Below are 26,137 nucleotides of genomic sequence, written 5' to 3'. Positions count from 1 at the left end.
GCCCTCGCTGCCGGCCTCGCTGGTTCGGCCACGGCAGCGCCTCGCTCAGCCCGCGGCCGGTACCCGGTAGCCGGCCCCGACCACCGTCTCGATCACGCCCGGGTCACCGAGCTTCTTGCGCAACGTCATCACCGTGACCCGCACGGTGGTGGTGAACGGGTCGGCGTTCTCGTCCCAGACGCGCTCCAGCAGCTCCTCGCTGCTCACCACGGCCCCGCCCGCACCGAGCAGGACCTCCAGCACCCCGAACTCCTTGCGCGTGAGCTCCACGGGCCGGCTGGCCCGGTGCACGGTGCGCCGGGCCGGATCGAGCGCGAGGTCGCCCGCGGTGAGCAGCGGTGGCACGGCCGGGGTGGCCCGGCGGCCGAGCGCGCGGCAGCGGGCGACGAGCTCGGGGAAGTCGAACGGCTTGGCGAGGTAGTCGTCCGCGCCGCGGGACAGGCCGTCGACCTTGTCGGCGAGCGTGCCGCTGGCCGTCAGCATCAGCACCCGCGTGGTGGCCCCGGACGCGACGATCTCAGCGCAGAGCCGGTCGCCCGACATCCCGGGCAGATCTCGGTCGAGCACCACCACGTCGTAGCGGGTGATGACCGACTTCTCGTGCCCGGTGTCGCCGTCGTAGGCCACGTCGACGGCCATCCCCTCGCGCCGCAGCCCGCGTGCCACGGCGTCGGCCAGTGCGCGCTCGTCCTCGACGATGAGCACGCGCATCAGCGTGCCTGCTCTCCCGGCGCCGACGACGCGGGCTCGTCGACGAGCTGGAGGCCCGGCAGCGCCGCCGCCCACTCGGTGACCCGCCGGGCGACGTCCTGGGCGGTGAGTCCCGCGGCGGCCAGCACGTCGGGGCGGCTGCCGTGGTCGAGGAAGCGCTGGGGGATCGCCAGGTCCCGGAGCGGGACGTCGCACTCCGCGGCGCGCAGCTCGTCGGCCAGCGCCGAGCCGAACCCGCCGTGGCGGCCGCTGTCGGAGACGGTGACCACGAGCCGGTGCTCGCGGGCCAGCCGGACGAGCACCGGCGGCACCGGCAGCACCCAGCGCGGGTCGACGACGGTGACCGGGATGCCCTGCTGTTCCAGGCGCTGGGCCGCGGCGAGGCCGAGCTCCCCGAACGCGCCCGCGCACACCATGAGCACGGCCGGGCTGCGGTCACCGGCGGGAGCGGGCTCACGCAGGACGTCCACGCCGTCGATGCGGCGAACCGCCGGCACCGACTCGATCACCGAACCCTTGGGGAAACGGATGGCGGTGGGCCCGTCGTCCACCGCGACGGCCTCCGCCAGCTCCTCACGCAGCGTCTGCGCGTCGCGGGGCGCCGCCACCCGCATACCGGGCACGATCCCGAGGAGCGACAGGTCCCACATCCCGTTGTGCGACGGCCCGTCGCTGCCGGTGACACCGGCCCGGTCCAGCACGAGGGTGACGGCCTTGCCGTGCAGCGCCACGTCCATCAGGAGCTGGTCGAACGCCCGGTTGAGGAACGTCGAGTACAGCGCGACCACCGGGTGCAGGCCGCCCGCGGCCAGCCCGGCGGCGGACGTGAGCGCGTGCTGCTCGGCGATCCCGACGTCGATGCAGCGCTCGGGGAACGCCGCGGCGAACGGGGCGAGCCCGGTGGGACCGAGCATCGCCGCCGTGATGGCGACGACGTCAGGCCGCTTCGACCCCAGCGCCACCATCTCCTCGGCGAACACGCTCGTCCAGCCGACGGACGGGGGCCCGGTGGGCAGGCCCGTCTCCGGGTCGAACGCCGCCGGGCTGTGCATCTGCTCGACGGTGTCGTTCTCCGCGGGCGGGTACCCCGCACCCTTGCGCGTGACGGCGTGGACGATCACGGGGCCGCCGAAGTGGCGCGCGCGGCGCAGCGCCGACTCCATCGCGGCGATGTCGTGCCCGTCGACCGGTCCGAAGTACTTGAGGCCGAGGTCGGAGAACAGCTCCTGCGGGCTCAGCGCGTCCTTCATGCCGGCCTTCAGTGCGTGCAGCCCGGCGTAGAGGGCGTTACCGACGACAGGGGTGTTGGCGAGGGCCTGCTTGCCCGCGTCGAGCACCCGCTCGTAGCCCGGCTGCAGCCGCAGCGTGGCCAGCCGGTCGGCGAGGCCGCCGATCGTGGGTGCGTACGAGCGGCCGTTGTCGTTGACGACGATGACGATGTTGCGGTCGGCCACGGCGGCACCGGGGCCACCCTCGTCCTCCGCGCCGCCCGGCATGCGCCTGCCTGCGCCGAACCTGCGGCCGACCTCGCCCTCGCTGCCGGGCCGGTGTCCCCCGGTGGCGATGTTGTTGAGCGCCTCCCAGGCCATCCCGCCGGTGAGCGCGCCGTCACCGATCACCGCGACGACGTGACGCTGCTGGCCGGTGAGCGCGTAGGCACGCGCGATCCCGTCGGCCCAGGACAGCGAGGTGGAGGCGTGGCTGTTCTCGACGTGGTCGTGCTCGCTCTCCGCCCGGCACGGGTAGCCGGACAGGCCGCCGGACTTCTTGAGCCGGTCCCAGCCGTCCTGCCTGCCGGTGAGCATCTTGTGGACGTACGCCTGGTGCCCGGTGTCCCAGATCAACGTGTCACGCGGGGAGTCGAACACCCGGTGCAGCGCGATGGTCAGCTCCACGACGCCGAGGTTGGGGCCCAGGTGCCCGCCGGTGCGGGAGACCGAGGCCACGAGCTCCCGGCGGATCTCCGCAGCGAGCGAGGCGAGTTGGTCGACCCCCAGGCGCTTGAGGTCGGCCGGGCCACGGACGGAACGCAACACGGTCACCGGGCCAGCTTACGAGAGGCTGCCACCCCCGGCCCGACAATCCCGTCAGGTGCCGCTGCGCGGGGTGGGGATCTCCACCGGGGCGGCGAACCGGACGAGGTTCCGGCCGTCGCGCTTCGCGATGTAGAGCGATGCGTCGGCGGCGTTCAGCACCTGCTCGAGGGTGGTGCCGTCGATCGGCACCGCGGCACCGCCCACGGAGACCGACAGGCCCCCGATCGTGAGGACGCCGTCCGGCGTGTCGACGGCGACGGCCATGCACGCCACCCGTTGGCGCAGGCGTTCGGCGACCGCGCGCATCTCGGTGTCCCCCGCCGGACCGGGAGGCAGGTCGGGCAGCAGCACCACGAACTCCTCGCCCCCGAAGCGCCCGACGATGTCCTGCTCGCGCACCGCGGAGCGCAGTTCCGCCGCGACCGCGGCCAGTACGTCGTCGCCGACGAGGTGACCGTACGAGTCGTTGACGGCCTTGAAGTGGTCGAGGTCGAGGATCAGCACGGCGGCGGTACCCCGGGAGCGGTGGACCCGGCGCACGGTCCGCGTCCCCTGCACCTGCCAGGCGGCGGCGTTGAGCAGCCCGGTCTTCGCGTCCGTGCTCGCCACCTCCTCCAGCTGGCGGACCAGCACGGCGCGGTGCAGCACCAGGATCGGTGGCAGGACGAGCGCGACGAGACCCGGTGTGGAGCCGAGCGCGACCGCGGCCAGCGCACCGAGGCAGATCGTGGCGATCTCCACGGTGTTGTCGTCCCACCCGCCGACGAGGTCGCGGAACCCGGGACGCTCACTGGTCAGGACGATGACCGCGGCGACCAGCACGGTGTTGACCAGCACGTAGAGCAGCACGGCCAGGGCGATCCCCGCCACCCCGGACGCGTCGGCGGCACCGGTGGGCAGCCCACCCGACTGCTGGACCACGGCGTGCGCGGCGCCTGCCGCGAGCACGACGGTGGCCGTGGTGTAGATGTGCCGGTGCAGCGGCACCTTCGCCGGACGCCACACCCGGTGCCACAGGTGCAGGTACACCGCCGCGATGACGGCGGCGGCGAGCATCGGGGGCAGCAGCAGCGCGGCCGCGAACGTCCACACCGAGCTGAGGTCGAAGTACGAGGTCTGCGCCGCCCTCCGCCGGATCCGTTCGATCCCGGTGGCCAGCTCCGTGTGCACGACGCTGAGGACGGTCAGGAACGCGGCGAGCCCGACGTCGCCCGACGACGGGACGGCGCCACCGGCCACGACGAACGCGACGGCGGCGGCCTCCACAGCGAGGACGACGGTGACGGCCCGGGGCGGTAGCCCCCAGAGTTCCCACCTGCCGGTAGTCGGCGGCGCCAGATCAGCCACGACCGCGATCTCCTTCCGCCGACACCGAGAGCGCGTGGCGCCGAGGCTAGTGAGCCGCGGAGGGCGTGTCAGGAGGATCGAGATCGCTCTTCGGGGTGGACTCGGCCGACGGTTTCGTCACGATCCGTGACCGAACCGTCTCAGCCTGCGGTGATGTCAGCCGGCGGCGGCCGGCGGTTCCCCTGCAGCGGTCGGCAGGCGGCCCGCGTGCTGGGTGGTGTGCTGCGCCGGCACCGCGAGCCCCATCCGCACGATGTTCCGGCCCGCACGCTTGGCGGTGTAGAGCGCCGCGTCGGCGATCTGCAGCAGAGTCCGCAGGTCGGCGCCCTCCGTGGGAGAGAGAGCGGCACCGACCGACACGGTGAGACCGGCGACCGTGAGCGGCCCGTCGGGCGTGGGGATCTCGACCCGCAGGTTCGCGACGCGTCGCCGGATCCGCTCGCCGACCGCCTCGAGCTCCGCCGTGCCGCTGCCCTCCAGGCCGCCGAGCAGGACCACGAACTCCTCGCCGCCGAACCGGCCGACGAGGTCACGGTCGCGGACCTCGGTGCGCAGTGCGGCGGCGACGGCGGCGAGCACCTGGTCACCTGCGAGGTGGCCGTAGGTGTCGTTCACCGACTTGAAGTGGTCGAGATCGAGGACGAGCACACCCTTGGCGCCGTCGTGGCGGCTCGCGCGGCGCAGGGCGCGCTCGGCCTGGGCGTGCCATGCCGCGGCGTTGAGCAGCCCGGTCTTGCCGTCGGTGCTGGCGGCCTCCTCGAGCTGCCGGACGAGCACGGCGCGGTGCAGCACCAGCAGCGGCGGCAGGACGAGCAGGACGAGCCACGGGTTGACCCCGAGCGCGATGGCCGCGAGGGCACCGAGGCAGAGGGTGGCGATCTCGAGGACGTTCTCGTCCCAGGGGGCGAACACCTTGGTGAGGTTCGCCTCCGGGCTGCTCACCGCGATCGCGCCGGCGACGAGGCAGCTGTTGACCGTGGTGTAGGCGAGCAGCGCGAGCCCCAGCGCCCAGAGCTGGTGGTTGCTGCCGATCTCCGTCCCACCGCCCGAGTGCTGGAGCACGGTGGCCGACGCGATGCACGCGAGGACCACTGTGGCGGAGGTGAAGGTCTGCTTGTAGAGGGGGACGCGCAGCCGCCACGCCCTCCACCACAGATGGCAGTGCACGATCACGGCCACGAGCGCCGCGTACGAGGGCGGCAGGGCCACCGCCGCCGCGAACGTCCACACGGAGCTGAGGTCGACGTGGTTACCGTCCGTGACCCGGCGCCGCACGCGCTCGACGCCGACGGCCACCTCGGTGTGGGCGATGCCGAGCAGGCAGAGAACGCCGGCTATCTGCAGCTGCGCCGGCGTGGGACCGGCATGACCGGCGAGCCCCAGGACGATGAGCGCCACCGAGGTGACCTCGACCAGCAGCACGGGGCCGAGCAGCCGCGCCGGTAGGGCCCAGATCGCCCATCGGCGAACGGCGAACATGCGTGAGAGCGGTCGGCCCGTCTCCGTGGCTCCGTCAGATCCCATCCGTGCTCTCTGTCCGCTGGGCGTTGGCGGGAGCCTAGTGGAGCCCGACGGTGAAGACCACCCGCCCGAGCGGGATCTCCAGCCGCCCGTGTCACAGTTGCGCCGCTCGGAGCGACAGGCCGTTACGAACCCACTTCCGGGTCAGTGAGGTAGGCCGAATGCGCGGCGCCCCGAACGCTCACACGGCGAAAACTGGCATACGTATGCAACATAAGCCCGCGTCCGTTCGAACGGCATGTGCGGGAGAGGCCGGGACCACCGCGCGCACTCCGGCAATTCGACTGCCCACGATCTACGCCGACGTCTCTCGACGTCCGCCGAGTGGAGAACGAACAGCGCGAGGAGGAAGCAGTCATGCGCAACCACAACTGGTGATTCGAGCAGGCCGCGCCCGTCCACGGAGGAGAGACATGCGCAACCACAACTGGTGAATCAACGGCTCGGTCCCGGCCCGACGACGAAGGAGAGCCCGGTGCGCAACCACAACTGGTGAATGTCATCGCCACCCCACACATCCACCAAGGAGAAGCTCGTGCGTAACCACAACTGGTGAACCCCGCGCCACCCTGGCCCCGCCGCCCACCAAGGAGAGCCCCGTGCGCAACCACAACTGGTGAACCGCCCGCCCCGCCCAGCACACCGACCGCCCGAGGAGGACCGCGTGCGCAACCACAACTGGTGACCGAATTCCCGACCACCCGGCCGGCCCAAGGAGACAGCGATGCGCAACCACAACTGGTGACCGCCCAGCAACCTGACCGTCACGAATGGAAGAGAGGTCGCGATGCGCAACCACAACTGGTGACCACTGCCCATTGCCCGGCGACCAACGGAGGAGAGGCGTCATGCGCAACCACAACTGGTGAGCACCCACCCCGGACCCACTGAATCCCGACAAGGAGAGACACGTGCGCAACCACAACTGGTGAACCGCCCGCCCCGCCCAGCACACCGACCGCCCGAGGAGGACCGCGTGCGCAACCACAACTGGTGACCGAATTCCCGACCGCCCGCCCCGACCCGAGGAGGCAGCAATGCGCAACCACAACTGGTGAGCACGACCCACCCCCACTCATCGAGAAGGAGACGCGACATGCGCAACCACAACTGGTGACCCGAACTCACCGCCCGCCCATCCCGAAGAACGGAGTCCCGTGCGCAACCACAACTGGTGACCCCAGCCCCAGCCCCGAACCCGCCCACCCCGAGGACGGAGCCCTGTGCGCAACCACAACTGGTGACCCCGGCCCACTACCCGCCCACCCCGAGGAAGGGACAGCCCGTGCGCAACCACAACTGGTGACCCCAGCCCCAGCCCCGAACCCGCCCACCCCGAGGACGGAGCCCTGTGCGCAACCACAACTGGTGACCCCGGCCCACTACCCGCCCACCCCGAGGAAGGGACAGCCCGTGCGCAACCACAACTGGTGAGCCCATCCCGCAACCCGGTGAACAGGAAGGAGGACGCGCGATGCGCAACCACAACTGGTGAGGTCGATCAGCCGGAGGCCGAGCAGGTGGGCCCGCGGGACGGGGGTGGGGTCAGCCGCGCGAGAGGACCGTCGAGCCGACGGTCTCGGTGTCGGGCCGGTTGGCACGGTGCCACGCGACGGCGACCCCCAGCGCGAGCACGGCCCCCACACTCCCGGCCACCGCGATGGCGGTGGACGGGTCCCACGTGTCGGCCAGGAACCCGCCGATGAGGACGGCCGCTCCCTGCGCCGCGATGATGCCGGACGCCGCGACCCCGATCGCCCGTCCGCGGCCCACCGTCGGCGTCGCCCGGACGAAGCTCGCCTGCGTCTGCAGGAGATAGGCGGTGGACAGCATCCCGGACACCCCCCACAGCAGGAGCGTGAGCGGGAGCGGGGGGCGGAAGAGGCAGAGGATCAGCGGCAGGCCGGCACCGACGGCGAGCACCCCGACGAGCCGCGCCCGCGTCTCGGCCGGGACGAACCGGACGAACAGCCATGCTCCGACCACGCTCCCGAGCGGGTCGGCCGCCATCAGGAGCCCCACGACGGCGGGGCCGGCTCCGAGCTGGTCGGCATACGGCGCGGCGAGTGCTTCGGGCACGACGTACCACCCGACGAGCCACGCCAGGAGCACGAGCGCTCGCCGCCGCGGGTCGGTGGCGATCTCCACGAGCGCGGCGATGACCCCGCGCAGCCCCCCGACGGGGGCGTCGGCGGCGGATCCGCCGGCCTCGTCGTCCCCGTCGGTGGTGCCGGGCCGGGGCCGGTCGGCGACGCCGGTGCGCACGAGGACCGCCGAGAGCGCGAACGACACCGCGTTGGCCAGCAGCGCCAGCGATGGACTGATGGCGGCGACGAGCACCCCGCCACTGGCGAACCCGACCAGCTGCGCGGTCTGGCTCGTGATCTGCCGGACGGCCAGCCCGCGCTCGTAGAGCTCCCCCCGCAGGATCTCGGGCAGGAGCGCGCCCTGGGCTGCGGTGTGGGGCGAGCCGAGCAGCACCACCACCACCAGGAGCGCGCAGAGCGCCCACAGCGGCAGGTGCGGGACGGCCATGGCGGCGACGAGCACGGCGCGCAGGACGTCCGAGCCGATCATGACCTCGCGGCGGCGGTACCGGTCGGCCAGGCCGGACAGGAGCACCCCGCCGAGCAGCGCCGGCAGGAAGGTGAGCGCGTAGGTGGCGGCGGCCCATGCGGCGGAACCGGTCCGGCCGTACACCAGGACGGCCAGCGCGACGCGGGCCAGCTGGTCGCCGGCGATCGAGAGGAGCTCGGCGGCCCAGACGACCCGGAACTCCCGCACGCGGAACACCGCGCCCAGCTCTCCACCCGCCATCCGGCCGCTCCCCTCGACAGATGTCACGCCGCCGGTGCGGCCCGCTGCACCGAGCGTAGGCAACCGTACGCGTCCGGTCAGCAGAATCGGTGCACGGCGCACCCACTCCCCGGGGATCGCCACACACCTGTTGCAGCAAAGCCACTTTCACGCAACGTGGCTGCATGAACGTGGCTTTGCTGCAACCGGGGCGGGGCGCGGGGGCGGGGCTCAGGCCGGGTCGGGGGGCAGGGCGTCGGCCAGCGGCACGGCCGGCACGCCGTGGGCGGCCGCCACCTCGGGTTGGACGACATGCCCGGCCGCGACGTTGACGCCCGCCGCGAGCGCGGGGTCGGCGGCGACGGCGGCGGCCGGCCCGCGTTCGGCGAGGGCGAGCACGTAGGGCAGCGTGGCGTTGGTGAGGGCCCGGGTGGAGGTGTTCGGCACGGCGCCCGGCATGTTGGCCACGCAGTAGAAGATCGAGTCGTGGACCCCGAACACCGGGTCGTCGTGGGTGGTCGGGCGGGAGTCGGCGAAGCAGCCGCCCTGGTCGATGGCGATGTCCACCAGCACCGAACCCGGTCGCATCCTGGAGACGAGGTCGTTCGACACCAGGGTCGGCGCCTTGGCGCCCGGCACCAGCACGGCGCCGATGACGAGGTCGGCCCACAGGCAGGCGCGTTCCACCTCGTAGGCGTTGCTCGTGATGGTCTGCAGGTGACCGCGGTAGCTGAAGTCGATCTGGCGCAGCCGGTTGATGTTGGTGTCGAGCACCCGGACCTCGGCCTGGAGCCCCACCGCGATGCCCGCGGCGTTCATCCCCGAGACCCCGGCCCCGATCACGGCCACCTTCCCCGCGGGGACGCCCGAGACGCCGCCCAGCAGCACGCCCCTCCCGCCCTCGGTGCGTTGCAGGTGGTGGGCGCCGACCTGCGGCGCCATCCGGCCGGCCACCTCGCTCATGGGGGCGAGCAGCGGCAGCGACCCGTCCGGCAGCCGCACGGTCTCGTAGGCGACGGCGGTGGCCCCGGCGGTGACGAGCGCGTCGGTGCACTCCTTCGAGGCGGCGAGATGCAGGTAGGTGAACAGCACCTGGCCTGCGCGCAGGCGGTGGTACTCCTGCGGGACCGGCTCCTTCACCTTCAGCAGGAGCTCCGCGGCGCCCCAGACCTCGTCCGGGTCGTCGGTGGTACGGGCGCCTGCTGCGCGGAACTCCTCGTCGGGCAGGCCCGCGCCCGCCCCGGCGTCGCGCTCGATGAGCACGTCGTGGCCGCGGCTCGTCAGCTCCTGCACGCCTGCCGGTGTGATCGCCACCCGGTACTCGTGGTTCTTGACCTCGCGCGGGACGCCTACCAGCATCCGCGGATCCTGCCCTACTCGGTGCCTGCCGTCATGGCGAGCAGGTCGCCCACGTGGGCGATCTCGTTGACCGTCCGCACCACCCGGCGGCCGTCGCGGCCGGCGAGGACCCGGGTGATCCCGGTGTAGTCCAGCGGGAAGGTCAGGGGACGAGCCAGGCCCAGCAGGTGCGCGAGCCAGGTGTTCACCACGCCGGCATGGGCGACGGCCACGGCCGTCCCGCGGCCGGGGTGCGCGGCGATGATCCGCTCGAACGCGCCGTCGACCCGGGCGGTGAACGCCGGGACGTCGACGTGGGCGGGCAGGAGGCCCGCGAGCATCCGTTCCCACGCGGCCGGGTCGAGCCGGGCCATCTCGTGGACGGGTACGTAGTGGTCGGAGTCGGCGTCGTACTCGCGCAGGTCCTCGACGATCTCCGGGTCCCGCCCGAGCGCGGCGGCGAGCGGGGCCGCCGTGCCCCGCGCCCTGGCCAGCGGGCTGACGTAGAGACCCTCGACGCGGTCGGCCGCCAGCGCGTCGACGAGCCGTGCGGCCTGGCGCTCCCCCAGCTCCGTCAGCGCGGGGTCGGCGGGGCCGCCCGGTCGGTCCGACTGCGCCGCGTCGGAGGCGTGGATGCGTTCCGGCAGCGCGTGCCGGACGAGGACGAGCTGCACGCGGTCAGTCCCGGACGTGCTCGGCGTGGCCGGCCGCCCGCAGTGCGCTGCGCAGCTTGTCCGCGTGGGCGTCCTGCTCGGCGGCGTCGACGGTCTTCGCCGCGTTGGCGAAATCGAAGGCCGCCATGTCCCACGCCGGGAACACGTGCACGTGCAGGTGCGGCACCTCGAAGCCCGCCACGAGCAGCCCGACGCGCGGCGGCTGCCACACCTCCTGCACGGCGGCGCCGATGGCCCGGCTGACGCTCGTGAGGTGGGCGAGCAGGCCGGGATCGGCGTCGACCCACTGGTCGACCTCCTCGCGCGGCACGACCAGCGTGTGGCCGGGGCCGAGCGGGTTGATGGACAGGAAGCCGACCGCGCGGTCGTCGGACCACACGAACCGACCGGGCAACTCACCATCGATGATCTTCGTGAAGACGGTACTCATCACGGCCGACACTAGCGCCTGGGCGGAGGCGTCCTAGGCTCGGAGCATGGCTCGGACCATCGCAACGAACACCACCGTCGACCGTGACGAGCTCCTCACGTTCGTGCGGTCGCGCCACCACATGATCCTGCTGACCCCGCGCAACGACGGCGGCTGGCAGGGCTCCCCCGTCACCGCCGGGGTGGACGCCGAGGGCCGGATCGTCGTCGCCACCTATCCCGAACGGGTGAAGTCGACCAACGTCGCCCGGCACGGGAAGGCCTCGGTGGTGGTGCTGTCCGACGACTTCAACGGCCCCTGGGTGCAGGTGGACGGGGACGCCGAACTGATCACCCTGCCCGACGCTCTCGAACCGCTGGTGGACTACTTCCGCTCGATCTCCGGCGAGCATCCCGACTGGGACGAGTACCGCGCCGCCATGACCACGCAGGGCAAGGCCCTGATCAGGATCACGCCCACTCGATGGAGCCCCGTCGCCACGGGCGGGTTCCCCGCGCACCTGGGATGACGCTGCGCCCGCCCCGCAGGCGCCACTCGGGGCACGAACGCTGCATCGGGCGAGTTACCGGGGTACCCCGGTAACCTCTGCCCGACGGAGCGACGCCGCCCCGCGCACTTGAAGATCGAGTACGACGGCCGCGGCCGATCAGCTGATCACGAAACACCGGAGGAATTCATGCGGCCGTGGCCAGGTCACGCCTATCCGTTGGGCGCCACCTACGACGGCTCGGGCACGAACTTCGCGATCTTCTCCGAGATTGCGCAACGCGTCGAGCTCTGCCTCTTCAGCCCTGACGGCGAGGAGGAGCGGGTCCGGCTCGTCGAGGTGGACGGCTTCGTCTGGCACGGGTACCTGCCCAACGTCGAACCGGGCCAGCGTTACGGGTACCGGGTGCACGGTCCCTACGACCCCGCCAACGGCCTGCGGTGCAACCCGAACAAGCTGCTCATCGACCCGTACGCGAAGGCGCTCGACGGCCCCGTGGAGTGGGACGAGGCCGTGTTCGGCTACCCGTTCGGCGACCCCGACGCCCGCAGCGACACCGACTCCGCGAGGTTCGTGCCGAAGTCTGTGGTGGTCAACCCGTTCTTCGACTGGGGCACCGACCGCTCCCCGCGCATCCCGTACCACGAGACGGTGATCTACGAGGCCCACGTCAAGGGCCTCACCATCGCGCACCCGGAGATCCCCGAGGAGCTGCGCGGCACCTACACCGGGCTCGCCCACCCGGTGATGATCGACCACCTCAAGACCCTCGGTGTCACGGCCGTGGAACTCATGCCCGTGCACGAGTTCCTCAACGACCACCACCTCGAGGAGAAGGGGCTCTCGAACTACTGGGGCTACAACACCATCGCCTTCCTCGCCCCGCACCACGCCTACGCGATGCCGGGGCTGCGCCCGGGCAACCAGGTGCAGGAGTTCAAGGCGATGGTGCGCGACCTGCACGACGCCGGCATCGAGGTGATCCTCGACGTGGTCTACAACCACACCGCCGAGGGCAACCACATGGGCCCCACGTTGTCGATGCGCGGCATCGACAACGCCGCCTACTACCGCCTCGTCGAGGACGACCAGCGGTACTACATGGACTACACGGGCACCGGCAACTCGCTCAACGTGCGCAACCCGCACACCCTGCAGCTGATCATGGACTCGCTGCGGTACTGGGTCACCGAGATGCACGTCGACGGCTTCCGCTTCGACCTCGCGTCCACCCTCGCGCGCGAGTTCTACGACGTCGACCGGCTGTCGGTGTTCTTCGACCTCGTCCAGCAGGACCCGGTGATCAGCCAGGCCAAGCTCATCGCCGAGCCGTGGGACGTCGGTCCCGGCGGGTACCAGGTGGGCAACTTCCCCCCGCTGTGGACCGAGTGGAACGGCAAGTACCGCGACACCGTGCGCGACTTCTGGCGGGGCGAGCCCGGCACGCTCGGCGAGTTCGCCTCCCGGCTCACCGGCAGCTCCGACCTGTACCAGGAGGACGGCCGCCGCCCGTTCGCGTCGATCAACTTCGTCACGGCGCACGACGGCTTCACCCTCGCCGACCTCGTCTCGTACAACGAGAAGCACAACGAGGCCAACCTGGAGGGTGGCAACGACGGCGAGAGCCACAACCGCTCGTGGAACTGCGGGGTGGAGGGCCCCACCGACGACGCCGCGGTGCTCGACCTGCGCGCCCGCCAGCAGCGCAACTTCCTCACCACCCTGATGCTCAGCCAGGGCGTGCCGATGCTGCTGCACGGCGATGAGCTGGGCCGCACCCAGGGCGGCAACAACAACGTCTACTGCCAGGACAGCCCGATCTCGTGGGTCGACTGGTCGCTGGCCACCAAGAACGCGGGCCTGGTCGGGTTCACTGCCGGGGTCGTCGCGCTGCGCAGCGCCCACCCGGTGTTCCGGCGGCGTCGGTTCTTCGCCGGCAGGCCGATCCGGCCGCGCCGCCGCGGCGCCGATCCGTTGCCCGACATCGCCTGGTTCCAGCCCTCGGGCGAGGAGATGAGCGAGCAGGACTGGGACTCGGGCTTCGGCAAGTGCGTCACGGCGTTCCTCAACGGCGACGGCATCACCGAGGCCGACACCCGCGGCGAGCGGGTCACCGACGACTCGTTCCTGCTCTGCCTCAACGCCCACCACGAGGACATCGAGATCACCCTGCCCGGCCCCGAGTACGGGTCGCTGTGGGCGGTGGTGGTCGACACCGCGGCCGGCGAGGTGATCACGCTGTCCACCGCTCCCGGTGTGGTGGCGGCCGAACCGCCCACGGTCCGGGGCGGCGCGGTCCACACCGTGCCGGCGCGGTCGGTGCTGGTCCTGCAGCGACTCGAGAACACGGGCGCATGACCGGATCGGCTCCGCAGCACTCGTCCGTCCCCTCCGCCACCTACCGGCTGCAGTTCTCGAAGGACACCACCTTCACCGACGCCGTCGAGCTGCTGCCGTACCTCGACGCGCTCGGGGTCGGCGCTCTCTACGCCTCACCGCTGCTGGAGTCCGGTGCGGGCTCCAACCACGGCTACGACGTGGTCGACCCCACCCGGGTCTCGGCGGAGCGGGGCGGGGAGGAGGGCCGCCGCGCGCTCGTGGCAGCCGTCCGGGAGCGAGGCCTGCAGTTCGTCCTCGACATCGTGCCCAACCACGTCGGTGTCGACGTGGCGAAGGCCAACCCGTGGTGGTGGGACGTCCTCACGCACGGCCGTGGGTCCCGCTACGCCGGCCACTTCGACATCGACTGGGACGCCGGACCGGTGCTCCTGCCGATCCTCGACGCCGACGAGGAGAAGGCTGTCTCGGAACTGGCTCTCTCCGAGGACCGCTCGGAGCTGCGCTACTACGAGCACGCGTTCCCGGTGGCTCCGGGCACGGGCGAGGCCGGGTCGCCGCAGGAGGTCCACGAGCGCCAGCACTACCGGCTCGTGTCCTGGAAGCGTGGCGCCGCGGAGCTCACCTACCGCCGGTTCTTCGACGTGTCCACGCTGGCCGCGGTGCGCGTCGAGATCCCGGAGATCTTCGAGGACACCCACCGGGAGGTGCTGCGCTGGGTCGACGCGGGTGAGGTCGACGGCATCCGGGTCGACCACCCGGACGGCCTGTCCGACCCGGGCGCCTACATGCGCAGGCTGCGGGCCGCGATCGGGCCCGACCGCTGGCTGCTCGTGGAGAAGATCCTCGGGGTCGGCGAGGAGCTGCCGGCGTCGTGGCCGGTCAACGGCACCTCGGGGTACGAGGCGCTGCGCGAGATCCAGGGAGTGTTCGTCGACCCGTCCGGCGGCGGGCTGCTCACCCAGTTCGCGGCCGAGCACCTGGGCCGCAAGGAGTCGCTGCACGCGGCGGAGCACGCCGCGCGCCGCGAGATCACCGACACCATCCTGGCGGCGGAGGTACGGCGGATCGCCGCGCTCGTGCCCGTCCCGGAGGCGGCGCCCTCCACCGACGAGGAGCCCGGCGAGGCGGCCGACCGCGTACGGGCGGCCGTCGCCGAACTGCTCTGCGGCTTCCCCGTGTACCGCAGCTACCTGCCGGAAGGTCGCTCGGCGCTGGAGACGGCCGTCTCGGTGGCCCGCACCCACCGCCCCGACCTCGCCGACGTGCTGGCCAGCATCCGCAAGGCCATGCTGGCCGAGCCGCAGGGCCTGCTCGCCACCCGCGTCCAGCAGACGTCGGGCATGGTGATGGCCAAGGGCGTCGAGGACACCACCTTCTACCGCTGGAACCGGTTCGTCGCGCTCAACGAGGTGGGCGGCGACCCGTCCCGTTTCGGGGTGTCGCCCACCGAGTTCCACGGCGCCATGGCGGCCAGGGAGGCGTCCTGGCCGGCCACGATGACCACGCTGTCCACCCACGACACGAAGCGCTCGGAGGACGTCCGCGCCCGGCTCGCGGCGATCGCGGAGATCCCGGGCGAGTGGGTGGAGCGGGTGCGCAGCTGGGCGGCCGCACATCCGCTGCCCGACCGGTCGCTGGATCTGCTCGCCTGGCAGAACCTCGTGGGAGCGTGGCCGATCTCCGCGGAGCGGTTCGCCGGTTACCTCACCAAGGCCTCGAAGGAGGCCAAGCTCGTCACCAGCCACGTCGACTCCGTGGCGGAGGTCGACGAGGCGATCGCCGCGTGGCCCGCGCAGGTGCTGGCCGATGCCGACGTGGTGGCCGAGATCGAGGAGTTCGTCGCGCGGATCAGCGTCCCCGGCTGGTCCAACTCGCTGGGGCAGAAGCTGCTGCAGATCGCCGGACCGGGCGTGCCGGACGTCTACCAGGGCACCGAGCTGTTCGAGTACTCCCTGGTCGACCCGGACAACCGGCGCCCGGTCGACTGGGCGGAACGCCGCGGCCTGCTGGCCCGCCTCGACGAGGGCTGGCTGCCGGACGTGGACGCGTCCGGGGCGGCGAAGCTGCTGGTCACGGCCAGTGCGCTGCGGCTGCGCCGCTACCGGCCCGAGGTGTTCGCGGGCTACCGGCCGCTGCACGCCGAGGGTCCGGCCGCCCACCATGCGGTGGCGTTCGCCCGCTCGTCGTCGCTGGTGGCGGTGGCCACGCGGCTTCCGGTCGGCCTGGCCGCACGCGGCGGCTGGGACGACACGGTGCTCCCGCTCCCGGAGGGGGTCACCGACTGGCACGACGTGATCACCGGGGCCGCCGTCGACGGTTCCGCGCCGTCGCTGGCCCGGGTGCTGGAGCGCTATCCGGTGGCGTTGCTGGTGCGACCCGCCTAGCTCAGCGCCGGCCCGGCGCAAACGTGTGAGCAGGTTGTGGTGCATCACATCATCACGCCGGGCGCGTCGGGTCAGCGCCCGGCAGGATCATTCCTCGTGACCGATTTCGCCGTATGGGCACCGCATCGCGACCAGGTCCGGGTCCTGGTGGACGGTGCCGCGCACCCCATGTCCTCCGACGGAGCGGGATGGTGGCACGCCACCGTCGAGGACGCGGGCCCCGGCACCGCCTACGCCTTCCTGCTCGACGACGACGAGACTCCGCTACCCGATCCGCGGTCCCGCTGGCAGCCCACCGGCGTGCACGGCGCGTCCCGCGTGTACGACGACTCGGGGTTCTTCTGGACCGACCAGTCCTGGACCGGGCGGCAGCTGCCGGGCAGCGTGCTCTACGAGCTCCACATCGGCACCTTCACCCCCGACGGCACGTTCGACGCGGCGATCGAGCGGCTCGACCACCTCGTGGCGCTCGGTATCGACATGGTGGAGGTGCTGCCGGTCAACGCCGTCGACGGGCCGCGCAACTGGGGGTACGACGGCGTCGGCTGGTACGCGGTCACCGAGAACTACGGCGGCCCCGACGCGTTCAAGCGGTTCGTCGACGCCTGTCACGCCCGTGGCCTGGGCGTGGTGCTCGACGTCGTCTACAACCACCTCGGCCCGTCCGGGGCCTATCTCGACCGGTTCGGCCCGTACTTCGCCGGCAGCAACATCTGGGGCCCGTCGGTGAACCTGGACGGCCCGCACTCCGAGCAGGTGCGCCGCTTCGTGATCGACAACGCCCTGATGTGGCTGCGCGACTTCCACGTCGACGGGCTGCGTCTCGACGCCGTGCACGCCCTGCGCGACACGCGCGCCAGCCACGTGCTCGAGCAGCTCTCGGTCGAGGTCGAGGCGCTCTCCACCCACGTGGGCAGGCCGTTGTCGTTGATCGCCGAGTCGGACCTGAACGACCCGCGCATGATCACCGCACGGGAGGCCGGCGGCTACGGCCTGCACGGGCAGTGGACCGACGACATCCACCACACCCTGCACACCGCGCTCACCGGGGAGGCTCAGGGCTACTACGCCGACTTCGCCGCCGCCGGCCTGACCGGCCTGGCGCACGTGTTCACGCGGGCCTTCCTCCACGAGGGCACGTGGTCGAGCTTCCGGCAGCGCAACCACGGCGCCGCGGTCGACACCCGCCGCATCCCGGGCCACCGCTTCCTGGCCTACCTGCAGAACCACGACCAGATCGGCAACCGGGCGACGGGTGACCGGCTCACCGAGACCCTCTCCCCCGGCCTGCTCGCCTGCGGCGCCGCACTGGTGTTCGGCTCGCCGTTCACGCCCATGCTGTTCATGGGCGAGGAGTGGGGGGCGCGGACGCCGTGGCAGTTCTTCTCCTACTTCCCGGACCCGGCACTGCGGGACGCCGTGCGCGAGGGACGCACCGCCGAGTTCGCCGACCACGGCTGGGGCGAGGACGTCGCAGTGCCCGACCCGAACGCCGAGAGCACTTTTCTCGACTCGAAACTGGACTGGGACGAGGCGGCGAGCGAGCCGCACGCGACGCTGCTGAAGGTGCACCGGGAGCTGATCGCGCTCCGCAAGGCGTGGCCCGAGCTGTCCGACCCGTGGCTGGACGAGGTCGAGGTGGACGTCGACGAGGCGGTGCGCACCGTCGTCCTGCACCGGGGGCGCCTGCGGGTGGCGTGCAACCTCGGGGGCGACGCCGTCACGATCGCGCTGGGCACCCCGGTGGCCCGCATCCTGCTGGCCTCCGAGCCGGTGGAGGGGGAGGCCGACGCACTGAGCCTGGGGCCCGAGTCGTTCGCGATCGTGCAGCTGTCCTGAGCCCGCCCGAGCCTAGGAGCGCGCTGAACAACTCGGCCCTGCTGCGCGGCGCTACGAGCGGAGTTGTTCAGCACCCTCCTGGGCCGCGGCGGCGAGCAGCGCCGCCGCGGCCCGGCGGGCCTGCTGCGCCGCGCGTGGCTCCGGGAGCACGGCTGCCGCGGTCATGGCCCCCTCGGCGAGCAGCAGCAACTGCTCGGCGACACCCACGGGGTCGGGCCCGTCGAGACCGCGCGCGAGGCCGATGAGGTAGTCCCGGAACAGCTCCTTGTGCCGGCGCACGGCGGCGAGCACCAGCGGGGCGCTCCCGCCCACCTCCCCGAAGGCGTTGATGAACGCACAGCCCCGGAAGTCCGGCTCGGCGAACCACAGGCCGAGCCAGTCGAAGACGGCGAGCAGCTGGTCGCGTGGGCTCCCGCCGCTGTGTGCCACGTGGTCGGCGAGCCGCCCGCGCCAGCGCTGGTCACGCGCGTCCAGGTAGGCCGCGACCAGGTGCTCCTTCGACGGGTAGAGCTGGTAGAGCCGTTTGAGCGAGACACCGGCCGCTGAACGGACCTCGTCGATGCCCACGCCGTTGATGCCGCGGGCGTAGTACAGCGCCTCCGCCGCGGCCAGCAGCCGCTCGGCGTCACTGCGATTCACGCCACTCCCCACCTCGCCGAGAACGTACGTTCTCTAAGCTACCCGAACCGGAGAACGATCGTTCTCCCCATCTGTACGAGGAGTGCGCCATGGCCGGTCGCCCGCCCTTCCCGCCGTTCGACGCCGGGACAGCCGCACAGAAGGTCCAGGCCGCCGAGGACGCCTGGAACACCCGCGATCCCGAGCGCGTGTCGCTGGCGTACACCGAGGACTCGGTGTGGCGTAACCGGGACCGGCACGTGCAGGGCCGGGCGGACATCGTCGCGTTCCTCACCGAGAAGTGGGAGCACGAGCTCGACTACGCCCTGCGCAAGGAGCTGTGGTCGTTCACCACCGACCGCATCGCCGTGCGGTTCCAGTACGAGTGCCACGACGCCGCGGGCCAGTGGTACCGCAGCTACGGCAACGAGCTCTGGGAGTTCACCGAGGACGGCCTGATGCGGCGCCGGGAGGCCAGCATCAACGACCGACCGATCTCCGAGTCGGAACGCCGCATCTTCGGCCCCCGCCCCGAGGACGAGCGCGGAGTGCCGTTCCCCGTCTGGTGACGGCCCCCTGATGACCACCGTCGGTGGGCGCTGCCGGACGGCGCGCCCACCGACGGGTACTCAGAGCAGTCCGAGCTTCTGCACGGCGTCGCGCTCCTCGACCAGCTCGGCCACGGACGCGTCGATCCGCGTGCGGGAGAACTCGTTGATCTCCAGCCCCTGGACGATCTCCCAGGCGCCGTTCCTCGACGTGACGGGGAACGACGAGATGATGCCCTCCGCGACCCCGTAGGAGCCGTCGGACGGGATGGCGGCGGAGGTCCAGTCGCCCTCCGGGGTGCCGTTGACCCAGTCGAAGACGTGGTCGATGGCCGCGTTGGCCGCCGACGCCGCCGAGGACGCCCCACGGGCCTCGATGATCGCCGCGCCGCGCTTGGCGACCGTGGGGATGAAGTCGTCGCGCAGCCAGGAGTCGTCCACCTGCTCGGCGGCGATCTTGCCCCCGACCTCGGCGTGGTAGAGGTCCGGGTACTGGGTGGCCGAGTGGTTGCCCCAGATCGTCAGCTTCGTGATCTCGCCGACCGGCACCGACAGCTTCTTCGCGAGCTGGGCTACGGCGCGGTTGTGGTCGAGGCGGGTCATCGCCGTGAATCGCTCGGCGGGCACGTCCGGGGCGGCGGCCTGCGCGATCAGCGCGTTGGTGTTGGCCGGGTTGCCGACCACGAGCACGCGGATGTCGTCGGCGGCACCTGCGTTGATGGCCCGGCCCTGCGGCGCGAAGATCCCGCCGTTGGCCTCCAGGAGGTCGCCGCGCTCCATGCCCTTGGTGCGGGGGCGGGCTCCGACGAGCAGCGCGACGTTGGCACCGTCGAACGCCGCGGTGGCGTCGTCGGTGATGTCGATGCCGGCGAGCAGCGGGAACGCGCAGTCGTCGAGCTCCATCGCGGTGCCCTCTGCTGCCTTCACCGCCTGAGGGATCTCCAGCAGGCGCAGGCGGACCGGAGTGTCCGGCCCGAGCAGCTGCCCGGAGGCGATCCGGAAGAGCAGCGCGTAGCCGATCTGGCCGGCAGCTCCGGTGACGGTGACGGTGACGGGGGACGAGGTCGCAGACACGCTGGCAGGCTAGCCCCGTGCCGGCCCCGGCGCCGCGACGGGGAGCACGTTCCGGGGCGGAGTGCGCAGCGGCACACCCGCACCGGCGCTACGTCGGAAGAAGGACCGATCGCCCGCCGATCGATGGAAGCGGTGGATGATCTGTCCGTCTTATCCTGATTCTCGTGACCGCCGCCGCGCCGCCGCCCACCGACCCCGGAGCGACGCCCACCACCGCACGCTCCCTCGCCCCGGACATCGCGCGGGGCGCCATGTTGCTGCTCATCGCGCTGGCCAACGTCCACCTCTACGTCTACGGGCACCCCATCGGGATACGTGCCTACCCGCGCGACGTCGACGGGCCGGATCAGGTGGTGGCGCTGCTGCAGGTGATGCTCGTCGACGGTCGCGCCTACCCGTTGTTCGCGCTGCTGTTCGGCTACGGGATCGTGCAGCTGGCCTGGCGTCGCAGCGCCGTCGGGCTGCCGGCTCCCGCCGTGACGAGGCTGGTGCGGCGGCGCGGTGCCTGGATGATCGTCATCGGCCTGGCCCACGGCGTGCTGCTGTGGTCGGGCGACATCATCGGCGCGTACGGGCTGCTGGCGGTGCTGATGGCCGGCCTGCTCGTCCGCGGCACCGATCTCAGCCTGCTCGTCACCGCCACCGTCGGGGTGGTACTGGCGAGCGTGGTCTACGCCCTGACCGGGCTGACGATGCCGGGCGAGCCGCAGGTGCTCCTGCAGTCCATGACCATGGAAGATCCGGGCACTGCCTTGATCTCCCGGGCCGTGGAGTGGGCCAGCTTCGGCTTCCTCACCCAGGCGTTCCCGGTGTTCGGGGCAGTGGCTCTCGGGGCCTGGGCCGCCCGGCGCCGCCTGCTCGACGAACCGGAGCGGCACCGCCCGCTGCTGGTGCGCGTCGCCGTTTGCGGGATCGGGGCAGCGATACTGCTCGGGCTGCCCCTGGCCCTGATGATCGCGCAGCTGTGGACAGCACCGCCGCCGGCCGCGGTGCTGCTCGCGGGCGCGCTGCACGCCCTCGGGGGATACGCCGGTGGCGCCGGGTACGCGGCGGCCTTCGGCCTCCTCGCGATCCGGGTGGCCCAGCGGGGCAGCCCCGGCCCGGTCACCCATGCCCTGCAGGCGTGCGGGCAGCGGTCGCTGTCCTGCTACCTCGCCCAGTCCGTCGCGTTCGTGGCGCTGCTGCCCGCCTGGACGCTGGGGCTCGGCGACGACGCCCACCTGTGGCAGGCGGCGCTGGTGGCCGTGGGGGCGTGGCTGGTGATCCTGCTGGTGGCGGTGGCCTCGGACCGGGCGGGCTACCGCGGCCCGGCGGAGATCCTGCTGCGCAGGCTGACCTACGGCCCACGCCGGTCCCACGCGGACCTGACCGCGCACACCTGATGGTCACCGTGCACACGTCCTGACGTGTGCACGGTGGCCATGGGGTGTGCGCGGTCCGAAACGGGACCGCAGCGGTGAGGCCGGGGCTACCGTCTCCCGGGTGAGCCGCGCGCAGCCGCCGTCCGACCCGAGCGGTCCCGAGGGTCCCGACCGTCCCCCGTCGTGGATGGGCGCCCCCGGCTACTCGCCCTACCGCGACGACCTGCCTCCGCACGCCCCCATGCCCGGCGCCCCGCCCTACCCCGCGGCGCAGGAGCATCCGCCGCCACCCGTCGGCCGGCCGGCGGCGCACACCGGGGTCCTGGCGGCGCTCGGCGCGGCCGCCGTCTGGGCCGGTGTGAACGTGGTGCTGGTCCTGGTCGTCGCCGGTGCGCCGGCCGCGGGCTCGGACGTCGCCCGGCTCGTTGGCGCGCTGCTCCTCCCCACCCTCATCGCCGCGCTCGTGGTGTGGCTGGTCGCCCGCCACCGGGCGTGGTCCTTCTGGCTTCTGGTGCTCGCCGCGGCGCCCGTGTTCTGGGTGCTGCGGGCACTGAGCACGCTGTTCGGCGTGTGATCGCCGGTCAGCCCCGGTAGGGGGCCAGCCCGCCGCGCAGCAGGTCGAAGGCGTGGTCGGCCTCGGCGAGAGCGTCCGGCGCGCGGTCGTCGGCGCTCATCCCGCCCATGATGTGGGCCTGGTTGGCCTGTGCCAGTGCGCGCTGGACGAGCAGGATCTGCCCCGCGCCCAGGCGGGCCGTGACCTCCGCGAGCGGCCCCGGTTCCGGCGTCGTCTCCCGCAGCGCGGCGGCGAGCGCCGCCTCGCCCGCCGACACGTAACGCCCCACCGCGGACTGCACGGCAGGCGACTGGGTGAGCCGGTAGAAGGCGACGACCTGAGGATGGTCGCAGAGCCCGGTGATCGGGTCACGGCTCGCGAGACCGGCGCGCAGGTGCCGGTGCAGCGCGTCGAGCGGCGCCTCGCCCGCACTCCGTCCCCGGACGACCCGCGCGGCCTCGGTCTGGTGGTCGGCGATGCGGTGCAGGACCAGGTCGTCCTTCGTGGGGAAGTACGCGAACAGCGTGCGCTTGGACACCTCGGCCGCCGCGGCGACGTCGGCGACGGACACGGCGTCGTACCCGCGCTCGAGGAACAGCGTGATCGCCGCTTCCGAGATGGCCTTCCGGGTGCGGAGCTTCTTGCGTTCCCGCAGCCCACCCGTTCCGTCCATACCGCGACCTTATACCGAGTTGATTCTTGCACTCGGTCTACTTATGCTCCCGGTGTGAAAATCGATGCACAGCCTGATCCCGACGTCCTGGTGATCGGCGGAGGGCCCACCGGCCTGACGCTCGCCGCGGAGCTCGCGCTCGGCGGGGTCTCCGTCACCGTTGTCGAGCGCCAACAGACACCGAGCGGGCAGAGCCGGGGCGGCGGCATCTCGGCACGGACCTGCGAGGTCCTCGCGATGCGCGGGCTCCTCGACGCCACCGCCGGCCGGTCGCTGACGCGCGAGGGAGCCGGCGGCCACTTCGCCGGCCTCCCCGTCCCGCTCGACGCCCGGCCGTGGCGTACCCGCCACCCCGACGGGCTCCTGATCCCGCAGGACCGCATCGAACAGATCCTCGAGGCCCGCGCTCGCGAACTGGGGGCCACCGTGCTGCGGGGCACGGAGCTCACCGGGCTGACCACCGGAGACGGCGTGACCGCCACCCTCGCCGGTCCGGACGGTGCCACGGTGCTGCGCAGCAGCTACCTGGTGGCCTGCGACGGCGCCCACAGCTCGGTGCGCAAGCTGACCGGGATTCCGTTCCCCGGCCGGGCGGGCACGATGGCCGCGGTGAGCGCCGACATCGAACTGGCGGCGGCGTCCGAGTCGGTGCCCCGAACGCTCGGCCACATCAGCGGGCTCACGCGCCAGGTCGGCGGCGTCTGGATGCTGCTGCACCCCCTGGGCGACGCGACCGACCCGGCGACGCCCTACCGCTTGGTGTTCGCCGGCCCGGAGCAGGCCACGTTGCCGCGGGAGGCACCGGTGACGGCCGCCGAGGTGGCCGCGGCGCTCACGGCGGTGCACGGAACGGAGACGCGGCTGGGGCGGCTGCGCTGGGGCAGCCGGTTCAGCGACGCCTGCCGCCAGCTGACCGACTACCGGCACGGGCCCGTGCTGTTCGCGGGCGACGCCGCGCACATCCACACCCCCGTCGGCGGCCAGGGGCTCAACCTCGGGGTGCAGGACGCGATGAACCTCGGCTGGAAGCTCGCCGCGCAGGTACGGGGCGACGCGCCCGACGGGCTGCTCGACAGCTACCACGCCGAGCGCCATCCGGTCGCCGCCCGCGTCCTCGCCGGGACGCGCGCCCAGAGCCTGGTGATGAGCCCGCCGCCCGACGCCGACGACGTCCGCGCGCTCCGCGACATCATGATCGACCTGGCCCGGTTGCCCGACGCCAACCGCTACCTGGCCGGGATGATGTCCGGGCTGGACCTGCGCTACGACCTGGGCGACCCGGATGCCGCGGACGACCCGCTGGTCGGGAGGCGGATCGTCGACCTGTCCCTGGTGACGGCCGACGGGCCGACCACCGTCAGCACCCTGCTGCGCTCCGGCCACGGGCTCCTCCTGGAGCTCGGCCCACCCTCGGCGCTACCCCCGCACGTCCATCCCCGGGTCGATGCCGTCGTGGCCCGCGCCGTCGACTCGCCCGTCGGCAGCACACTCGGTGCGGGGCCCGGCATCGACCGGGTGCTGGTCCGCCCGGACGGTTACGTCTGCTGGGCCGGCGCCGGTCCCGACGCCTCACCCGAGGCCGCGCTGCGGCGCTGGTTCGGGACCGCCGCCGTACCGCTCACCCCGTCCGGCGCCGGGAGCTGATCACCCCGGTGTCGAACCCCGCGATGTGCAGGCCACCGTGGAAGCGCGCGTGCTCGACCTTGAGGCACCGGTCCATGACGACCTGGAGCCCGGCGTCCTCCGCGCGCCGCGCCACGTCCTCGTCGAACAGCCCGAACTGGAGCCACAGCGTGCGCACGCCGCCGCCCAGCGCGAGCACCTCGTCGAGCACACCGGGGACGTCTTCCAGGCGGCGGAACACGTCCACCAGGTCGGGAACCACCGGCAGGTCGGCGAGACTCTTGTACACGGGACGGCCGAGGATCTCCCGGGCGTTCGGGTTGACGAAGTAGACGTCGAAGCCGGTGCTCGCGAGCAGGTACGTGGCGACGAAGTTGCTCGCCCTCGCCGGGTTCGGCGACGCCCCCACCACGGCGACGGTGCGCGTCTCGCGCAGGATCTGCTGCCGCCGAACGGCGGACGGGTTCTCCCAGCTCATGACTCCCCCTTCGATGCCGCGGACAGGGCCTGGTCGAGGTCCCACAGGATGTCCTCGACGTCCTCCAGCCCGACGCTGATCCGGACCAGGTCCGGCGGCACACCGGCGTCGCGGAGCTGGTCGTCGGTGAGCTGCTGGTGGGTGGTGGAGCCGGGGTGGATGACGAGCGTCCTGGCGTCGCCGACGTTGGCGAGGTGGCTGCACAGCTGCACCGACTCGATGAACCGCTGCCCCGCCTCGCGCCCGCCCTGCACGCCGAACGAGAACACGGCACCCGGTCCGAGCGGCAGGTACCGGGCTGCCCTGGCGTGATGGGGGTGGTCGGGGAGCCCCGCCCAGCGGACGTAGGACACCCGCGGATCGGCGTCGAGCCACTCCGCGACGGCCCGCGCGTTCGCCATGTGCGCCTCCATCCGCTGCGGCAGCGTCTCCACGCCCTGGATGAGCAGGAACGCGCTGTGCGGCGACAGCGAGGCACCGACGTCGCGCAGCTGCTCGGCACGGAGCTTGGTGAGGAAGCCGAACTCCTGGAAGTTGCCCCACCAGTTCAGGCCGCCGTAGGACGCGACGGGCTCCGTCATCTGCGGGAAGTTGCCGTTGCCCCAGTTGAACCGGCCGGACTCGATCACCACCCCACCCAGCGTGGTGCCGTGCCCGCCGAGGAACTTCGTCGCCGAGTGGATCACGATGTCGGCGCCGTGCTCGATCGGGCGGCACAGGTACGGGGTGGCGAGCGTGGCGTCCACGACCAGCGGGATGCCCGCGGCATGGGCGACGTCGGCGAGGGCGGCGATGTCCGCGATCTCCCCGCCCGGGTTGGAGACCACCTCGGCGAACAGCAGCTTCGTGCGGGGCGTGATCGCGGCGGCGAAGGCGTCGGCCTCCCCACCGGGTACGAACGTCGTCTCCACCCCGAACCGCCGCAGAGTCACGTCCAGCTGCGTGATCGTGCCGCCGTAGAGCCCGGCGGCCGCGACGATGTGGTCGCCGGCCCCGGCGAGGCAGGCGAACGTCAGGAACTCCGCCGCCTGGCCGCTGGAGGTGGCGACCGCTCCGATCCCCCCGTCCAGGCTGGCGAGGCGTTCCTCCAGCACCGCCACCGTCGGGTTGGCGATCCGGCTGTAGATCAGCCCGTACTTCTGCAGCGCGAACAGGCTCGCCGCGTCGGTGGTGTCCTCGAACACGAAGCTCGTGGACTGGTAGATGGGCACGGCCCGGGCGCCCGTGGCGGAGTCGGGCACGTGCCCCGCGTGCACCGCCCGGGTGCGGAAGCCCCAGGTGCGGTCCTGATCACTCATACCGTCCA

General features: G+C 72.5%; 21 protein-coding genes. 8 read left to right on the top strand and 13 right to left on the bottom strand.

What is annotated here, in order from left to right:
* Positions 1 to 45 precede the first annotated feature (45 nt).
* The 8 genes from ACQPZA_RS11170 to ACQPZA_RS11135 all read right to left on the bottom strand — a co-directional run bounded on the left by ACQPZA_RS11170 (position 46) and on the right by ACQPZA_RS11135 (position 10,853).
* A complete protein-coding gene (locus ACQPZA_RS11170; protein ID WP_169400259.1) occupies positions 46 to 711 on the bottom strand; it encodes a response regulator transcription factor in 666 nt (221 codons plus the stop codon).
* On the bottom strand, positions 711 to 2,753 hold the full coding sequence (locus ACQPZA_RS11165; protein ID WP_433280268.1) for a 1-deoxy-D-xylulose-5-phosphate synthase: 2,043 nt from the start codon (positions 2,751 to 2,753) through the stop codon (positions 711 to 713). The genes ACQPZA_RS11170 and ACQPZA_RS11165 overlap by 1 nt, the downstream gene beginning before the upstream one ends.
* 45 nt (positions 2,754 to 2,798) lie before the next feature.
* Positions 2,799 to 4,094 (bottom strand): GGDEF domain-containing protein, encoded by a 1,296-nt coding sequence (locus tag ACQPZA_RS11160; protein WP_169400257.1) that lies wholly within the window; start codon positions 4,092 to 4,094, stop codon positions 2,799 to 2,801.
* 156 nt (positions 4,095 to 4,250) lie between these two features.
* Complete coding sequence (locus tag ACQPZA_RS11155) at positions 4,251 to 5,618, bottom strand: GGDEF domain-containing protein (protein WP_433280265.1); 1,368 nt, start codon at positions 5,616 to 5,618, stop codon at positions 4,251 to 4,253.
* Between the two features lie 1,542 nt (positions 5,619 to 7,160).
* Positions 7,161 to 8,432 (bottom strand): MFS transporter, encoded by a 1,272-nt coding sequence (locus ACQPZA_RS11150; RefSeq protein ID WP_433280263.1) that lies wholly within the window; start codon positions 8,430 to 8,432, stop codon positions 7,161 to 7,163.
* A gap of 210 nt (positions 8,433 to 8,642) precedes the next feature.
* The gene (gene ald, locus ACQPZA_RS11145; protein ID WP_433280261.1) at positions 8,643 to 9,770 is read right to left on the bottom strand and encodes an alanine dehydrogenase; all 1,128 of its coding nucleotides are present in this window, start codon (positions 9,768 to 9,770) and stop codon (positions 8,643 to 8,645) included.
* Positions 9,771 to 9,784: 14 nt separating this feature from the next.
* On the bottom strand, positions 9,785 to 10,423 hold the full coding sequence (locus tag ACQPZA_RS11140; protein ID WP_169399519.1) for a histidine phosphatase family protein: 639 nt from the start codon (positions 10,421 to 10,423) through the stop codon (positions 9,785 to 9,787).
* A gap of 4 nt (positions 10,424 to 10,427) precedes the next feature.
* On the bottom strand, positions 10,428 to 10,853 hold the full coding sequence (locus ACQPZA_RS11135; RefSeq protein ID WP_169399518.1) for an HIT family protein: 426 nt from the start codon (positions 10,851 to 10,853) through the stop codon (positions 10,428 to 10,430).
* A gap of 46 nt (positions 10,854 to 10,899) precedes the next feature.
* Between ACQPZA_RS11135 and ACQPZA_RS11130 the strand changes: the two genes are divergently transcribed.
* The 4 genes from ACQPZA_RS11130 (at position 10,900) to treZ (ending at position 17,903) form a co-directional block, all read left to right on the top strand.
* On the top strand, positions 10,900 to 11,361 hold the full coding sequence (locus ACQPZA_RS11130; RefSeq protein WP_169399517.1) for a PPOX class F420-dependent oxidoreductase: 462 nt from the start codon (positions 10,900 to 10,902) through the stop codon (positions 11,359 to 11,361).
* Positions 11,362 to 11,529: 168 nt separating this feature from the next.
* Positions 11,530 to 13,698, top strand: coding sequence for a glycogen debranching protein GlgX (gene glgX, locus ACQPZA_RS11125; protein ID WP_433280258.1), 2,169 nt, complete (start codon positions 11,530 to 11,532; stop codon positions 13,696 to 13,698).
* The gene (gene treY / locus ACQPZA_RS11120; protein ID WP_433280256.1) at positions 13,695 to 16,064 is read left to right on the top strand and encodes a malto-oligosyltrehalose synthase; all 2,370 of its coding nucleotides are present in this window, start codon (positions 13,695 to 13,697) and stop codon (positions 16,062 to 16,064) included. The genes glgX and treY overlap by 4 nt, the downstream gene beginning before the upstream one ends.
* A gap of 96 nt (positions 16,065 to 16,160) precedes the next feature.
* On the top strand, positions 16,161 to 17,903 hold the full coding sequence (gene treZ, locus ACQPZA_RS11115) for a malto-oligosyltrehalose trehalohydrolase (RefSeq protein WP_433280254.1): 1,743 nt from the start codon (positions 16,161 to 16,163) through the stop codon (positions 17,901 to 17,903).
* Between the two features lie 51 nt (positions 17,904 to 17,954).
* On the opposite strand, the gene ACQPZA_RS11110 is transcribed toward treZ, so the two are convergent.
* A complete protein-coding gene (locus tag ACQPZA_RS11110) occupies positions 17,955 to 18,542 on the bottom strand; it encodes a TetR/AcrR family transcriptional regulator (RefSeq protein WP_433280252.1) in 588 nt (195 codons plus the stop codon).
* Between the two features lie 89 nt (positions 18,543 to 18,631).
* On the opposite strand from ACQPZA_RS11110, the gene ACQPZA_RS11105 reads away from it, so the two are divergent.
* The gene (locus tag ACQPZA_RS11105; protein ID WP_169399512.1) at positions 18,632 to 19,090 is read left to right on the top strand and encodes a nuclear transport factor 2 family protein; all 459 of its coding nucleotides are present in this window, start codon (positions 18,632 to 18,634) and stop codon (positions 19,088 to 19,090) included.
* 60 nt (positions 19,091 to 19,150) lie between these two features.
* Here the strand turns inward: ACQPZA_RS11105 and ACQPZA_RS11100 are convergent, their stop codons facing one another.
* Positions 19,151 to 20,143: a malate dehydrogenase gene (locus tag ACQPZA_RS11100; protein WP_433280250.1), complete on the bottom strand. Its 993-nt coding sequence runs from the start codon at positions 20,141 to 20,143 to the stop codon at positions 19,151 to 19,153.
* Between the two features lie 164 nt (positions 20,144 to 20,307).
* Here ACQPZA_RS11100 and ACQPZA_RS11095 point away from each other — a divergent pair, with 164 nt between their 5' ends.
* Both ACQPZA_RS11095 and ACQPZA_RS11090 read left to right on the top strand, forming a co-directional pair.
* Positions 20,308 to 21,525 carry a DUF418 domain-containing protein gene (locus tag ACQPZA_RS11095; RefSeq protein ID WP_433280248.1) on the top strand — a complete coding sequence of 406 codons (1,218 nt, stop codon included), beginning with the start codon at positions 20,308 to 20,310 and terminating at the stop codon, positions 21,523 to 21,525.
* A gap of 100 nt (positions 21,526 to 21,625) precedes the next feature.
* Positions 21,626 to 22,078 carry a hypothetical protein gene (locus ACQPZA_RS11090; protein ID WP_433280246.1) on the top strand — a complete coding sequence of 151 codons (453 nt, stop codon included), beginning with the start codon at positions 21,626 to 21,628 and terminating at the stop codon, positions 22,076 to 22,078.
* Positions 22,079 to 22,085: 7 nt separating this feature from the next.
* Here the strand turns inward: ACQPZA_RS11090 and ACQPZA_RS11085 are convergent, their stop codons facing one another.
* Positions 22,086 to 22,730: a TetR/AcrR family transcriptional regulator gene (locus ACQPZA_RS11085; protein WP_433280244.1), complete on the bottom strand. Its 645-nt coding sequence runs from the start codon at positions 22,728 to 22,730 to the stop codon at positions 22,086 to 22,088.
* A 54-nt stretch (positions 22,731 to 22,784) separates the two neighbouring features.
* Here ACQPZA_RS11085 and ACQPZA_RS11080 point away from each other — a divergent pair, with 54 nt between their 5' ends.
* A complete protein-coding gene (locus tag ACQPZA_RS11080; RefSeq protein ID WP_433280242.1) occupies positions 22,785 to 24,374 on the top strand; it encodes an FAD-dependent oxidoreductase in 1,590 nt (529 codons plus the stop codon).
* On the opposite strand, the gene ACQPZA_RS11075 is transcribed toward ACQPZA_RS11080, so the two are convergent.
* On the bottom strand, positions 24,349 to 24,831 hold the full coding sequence (locus tag ACQPZA_RS11075; RefSeq protein ID WP_433280240.1) for a CoA-binding protein: 483 nt from the start codon (positions 24,829 to 24,831) through the stop codon (positions 24,349 to 24,351). The two genes, ACQPZA_RS11080 and ACQPZA_RS11075, sit on opposite strands and share 26 nt — an antisense overlap.
* Positions 24,828 to 26,129, bottom strand: coding sequence for an O-acetylhomoserine aminocarboxypropyltransferase/cysteine synthase family protein (locus ACQPZA_RS11070; protein ID WP_433280238.1), 1,302 nt, complete (start codon positions 26,127 to 26,129; stop codon positions 24,828 to 24,830). The genes ACQPZA_RS11075 and ACQPZA_RS11070 overlap by 4 nt, the downstream gene beginning before the upstream one ends.
* Positions 26,130 to 26,137 lie beyond the last annotated feature (8 nt).

The organism is Pseudonocardia xinjiangensis (assembly GCF_050948425.1).
GTDB lineage: Bacteria > Actinomycetota > Actinomycetes > Mycobacteriales > Pseudonocardiaceae > Pseudonocardia > Pseudonocardia xinjiangensis.
Note: the sequence above shows the minus strand (reverse complement) of the source record. Positions and strands in the feature narration are given on the sequence as shown.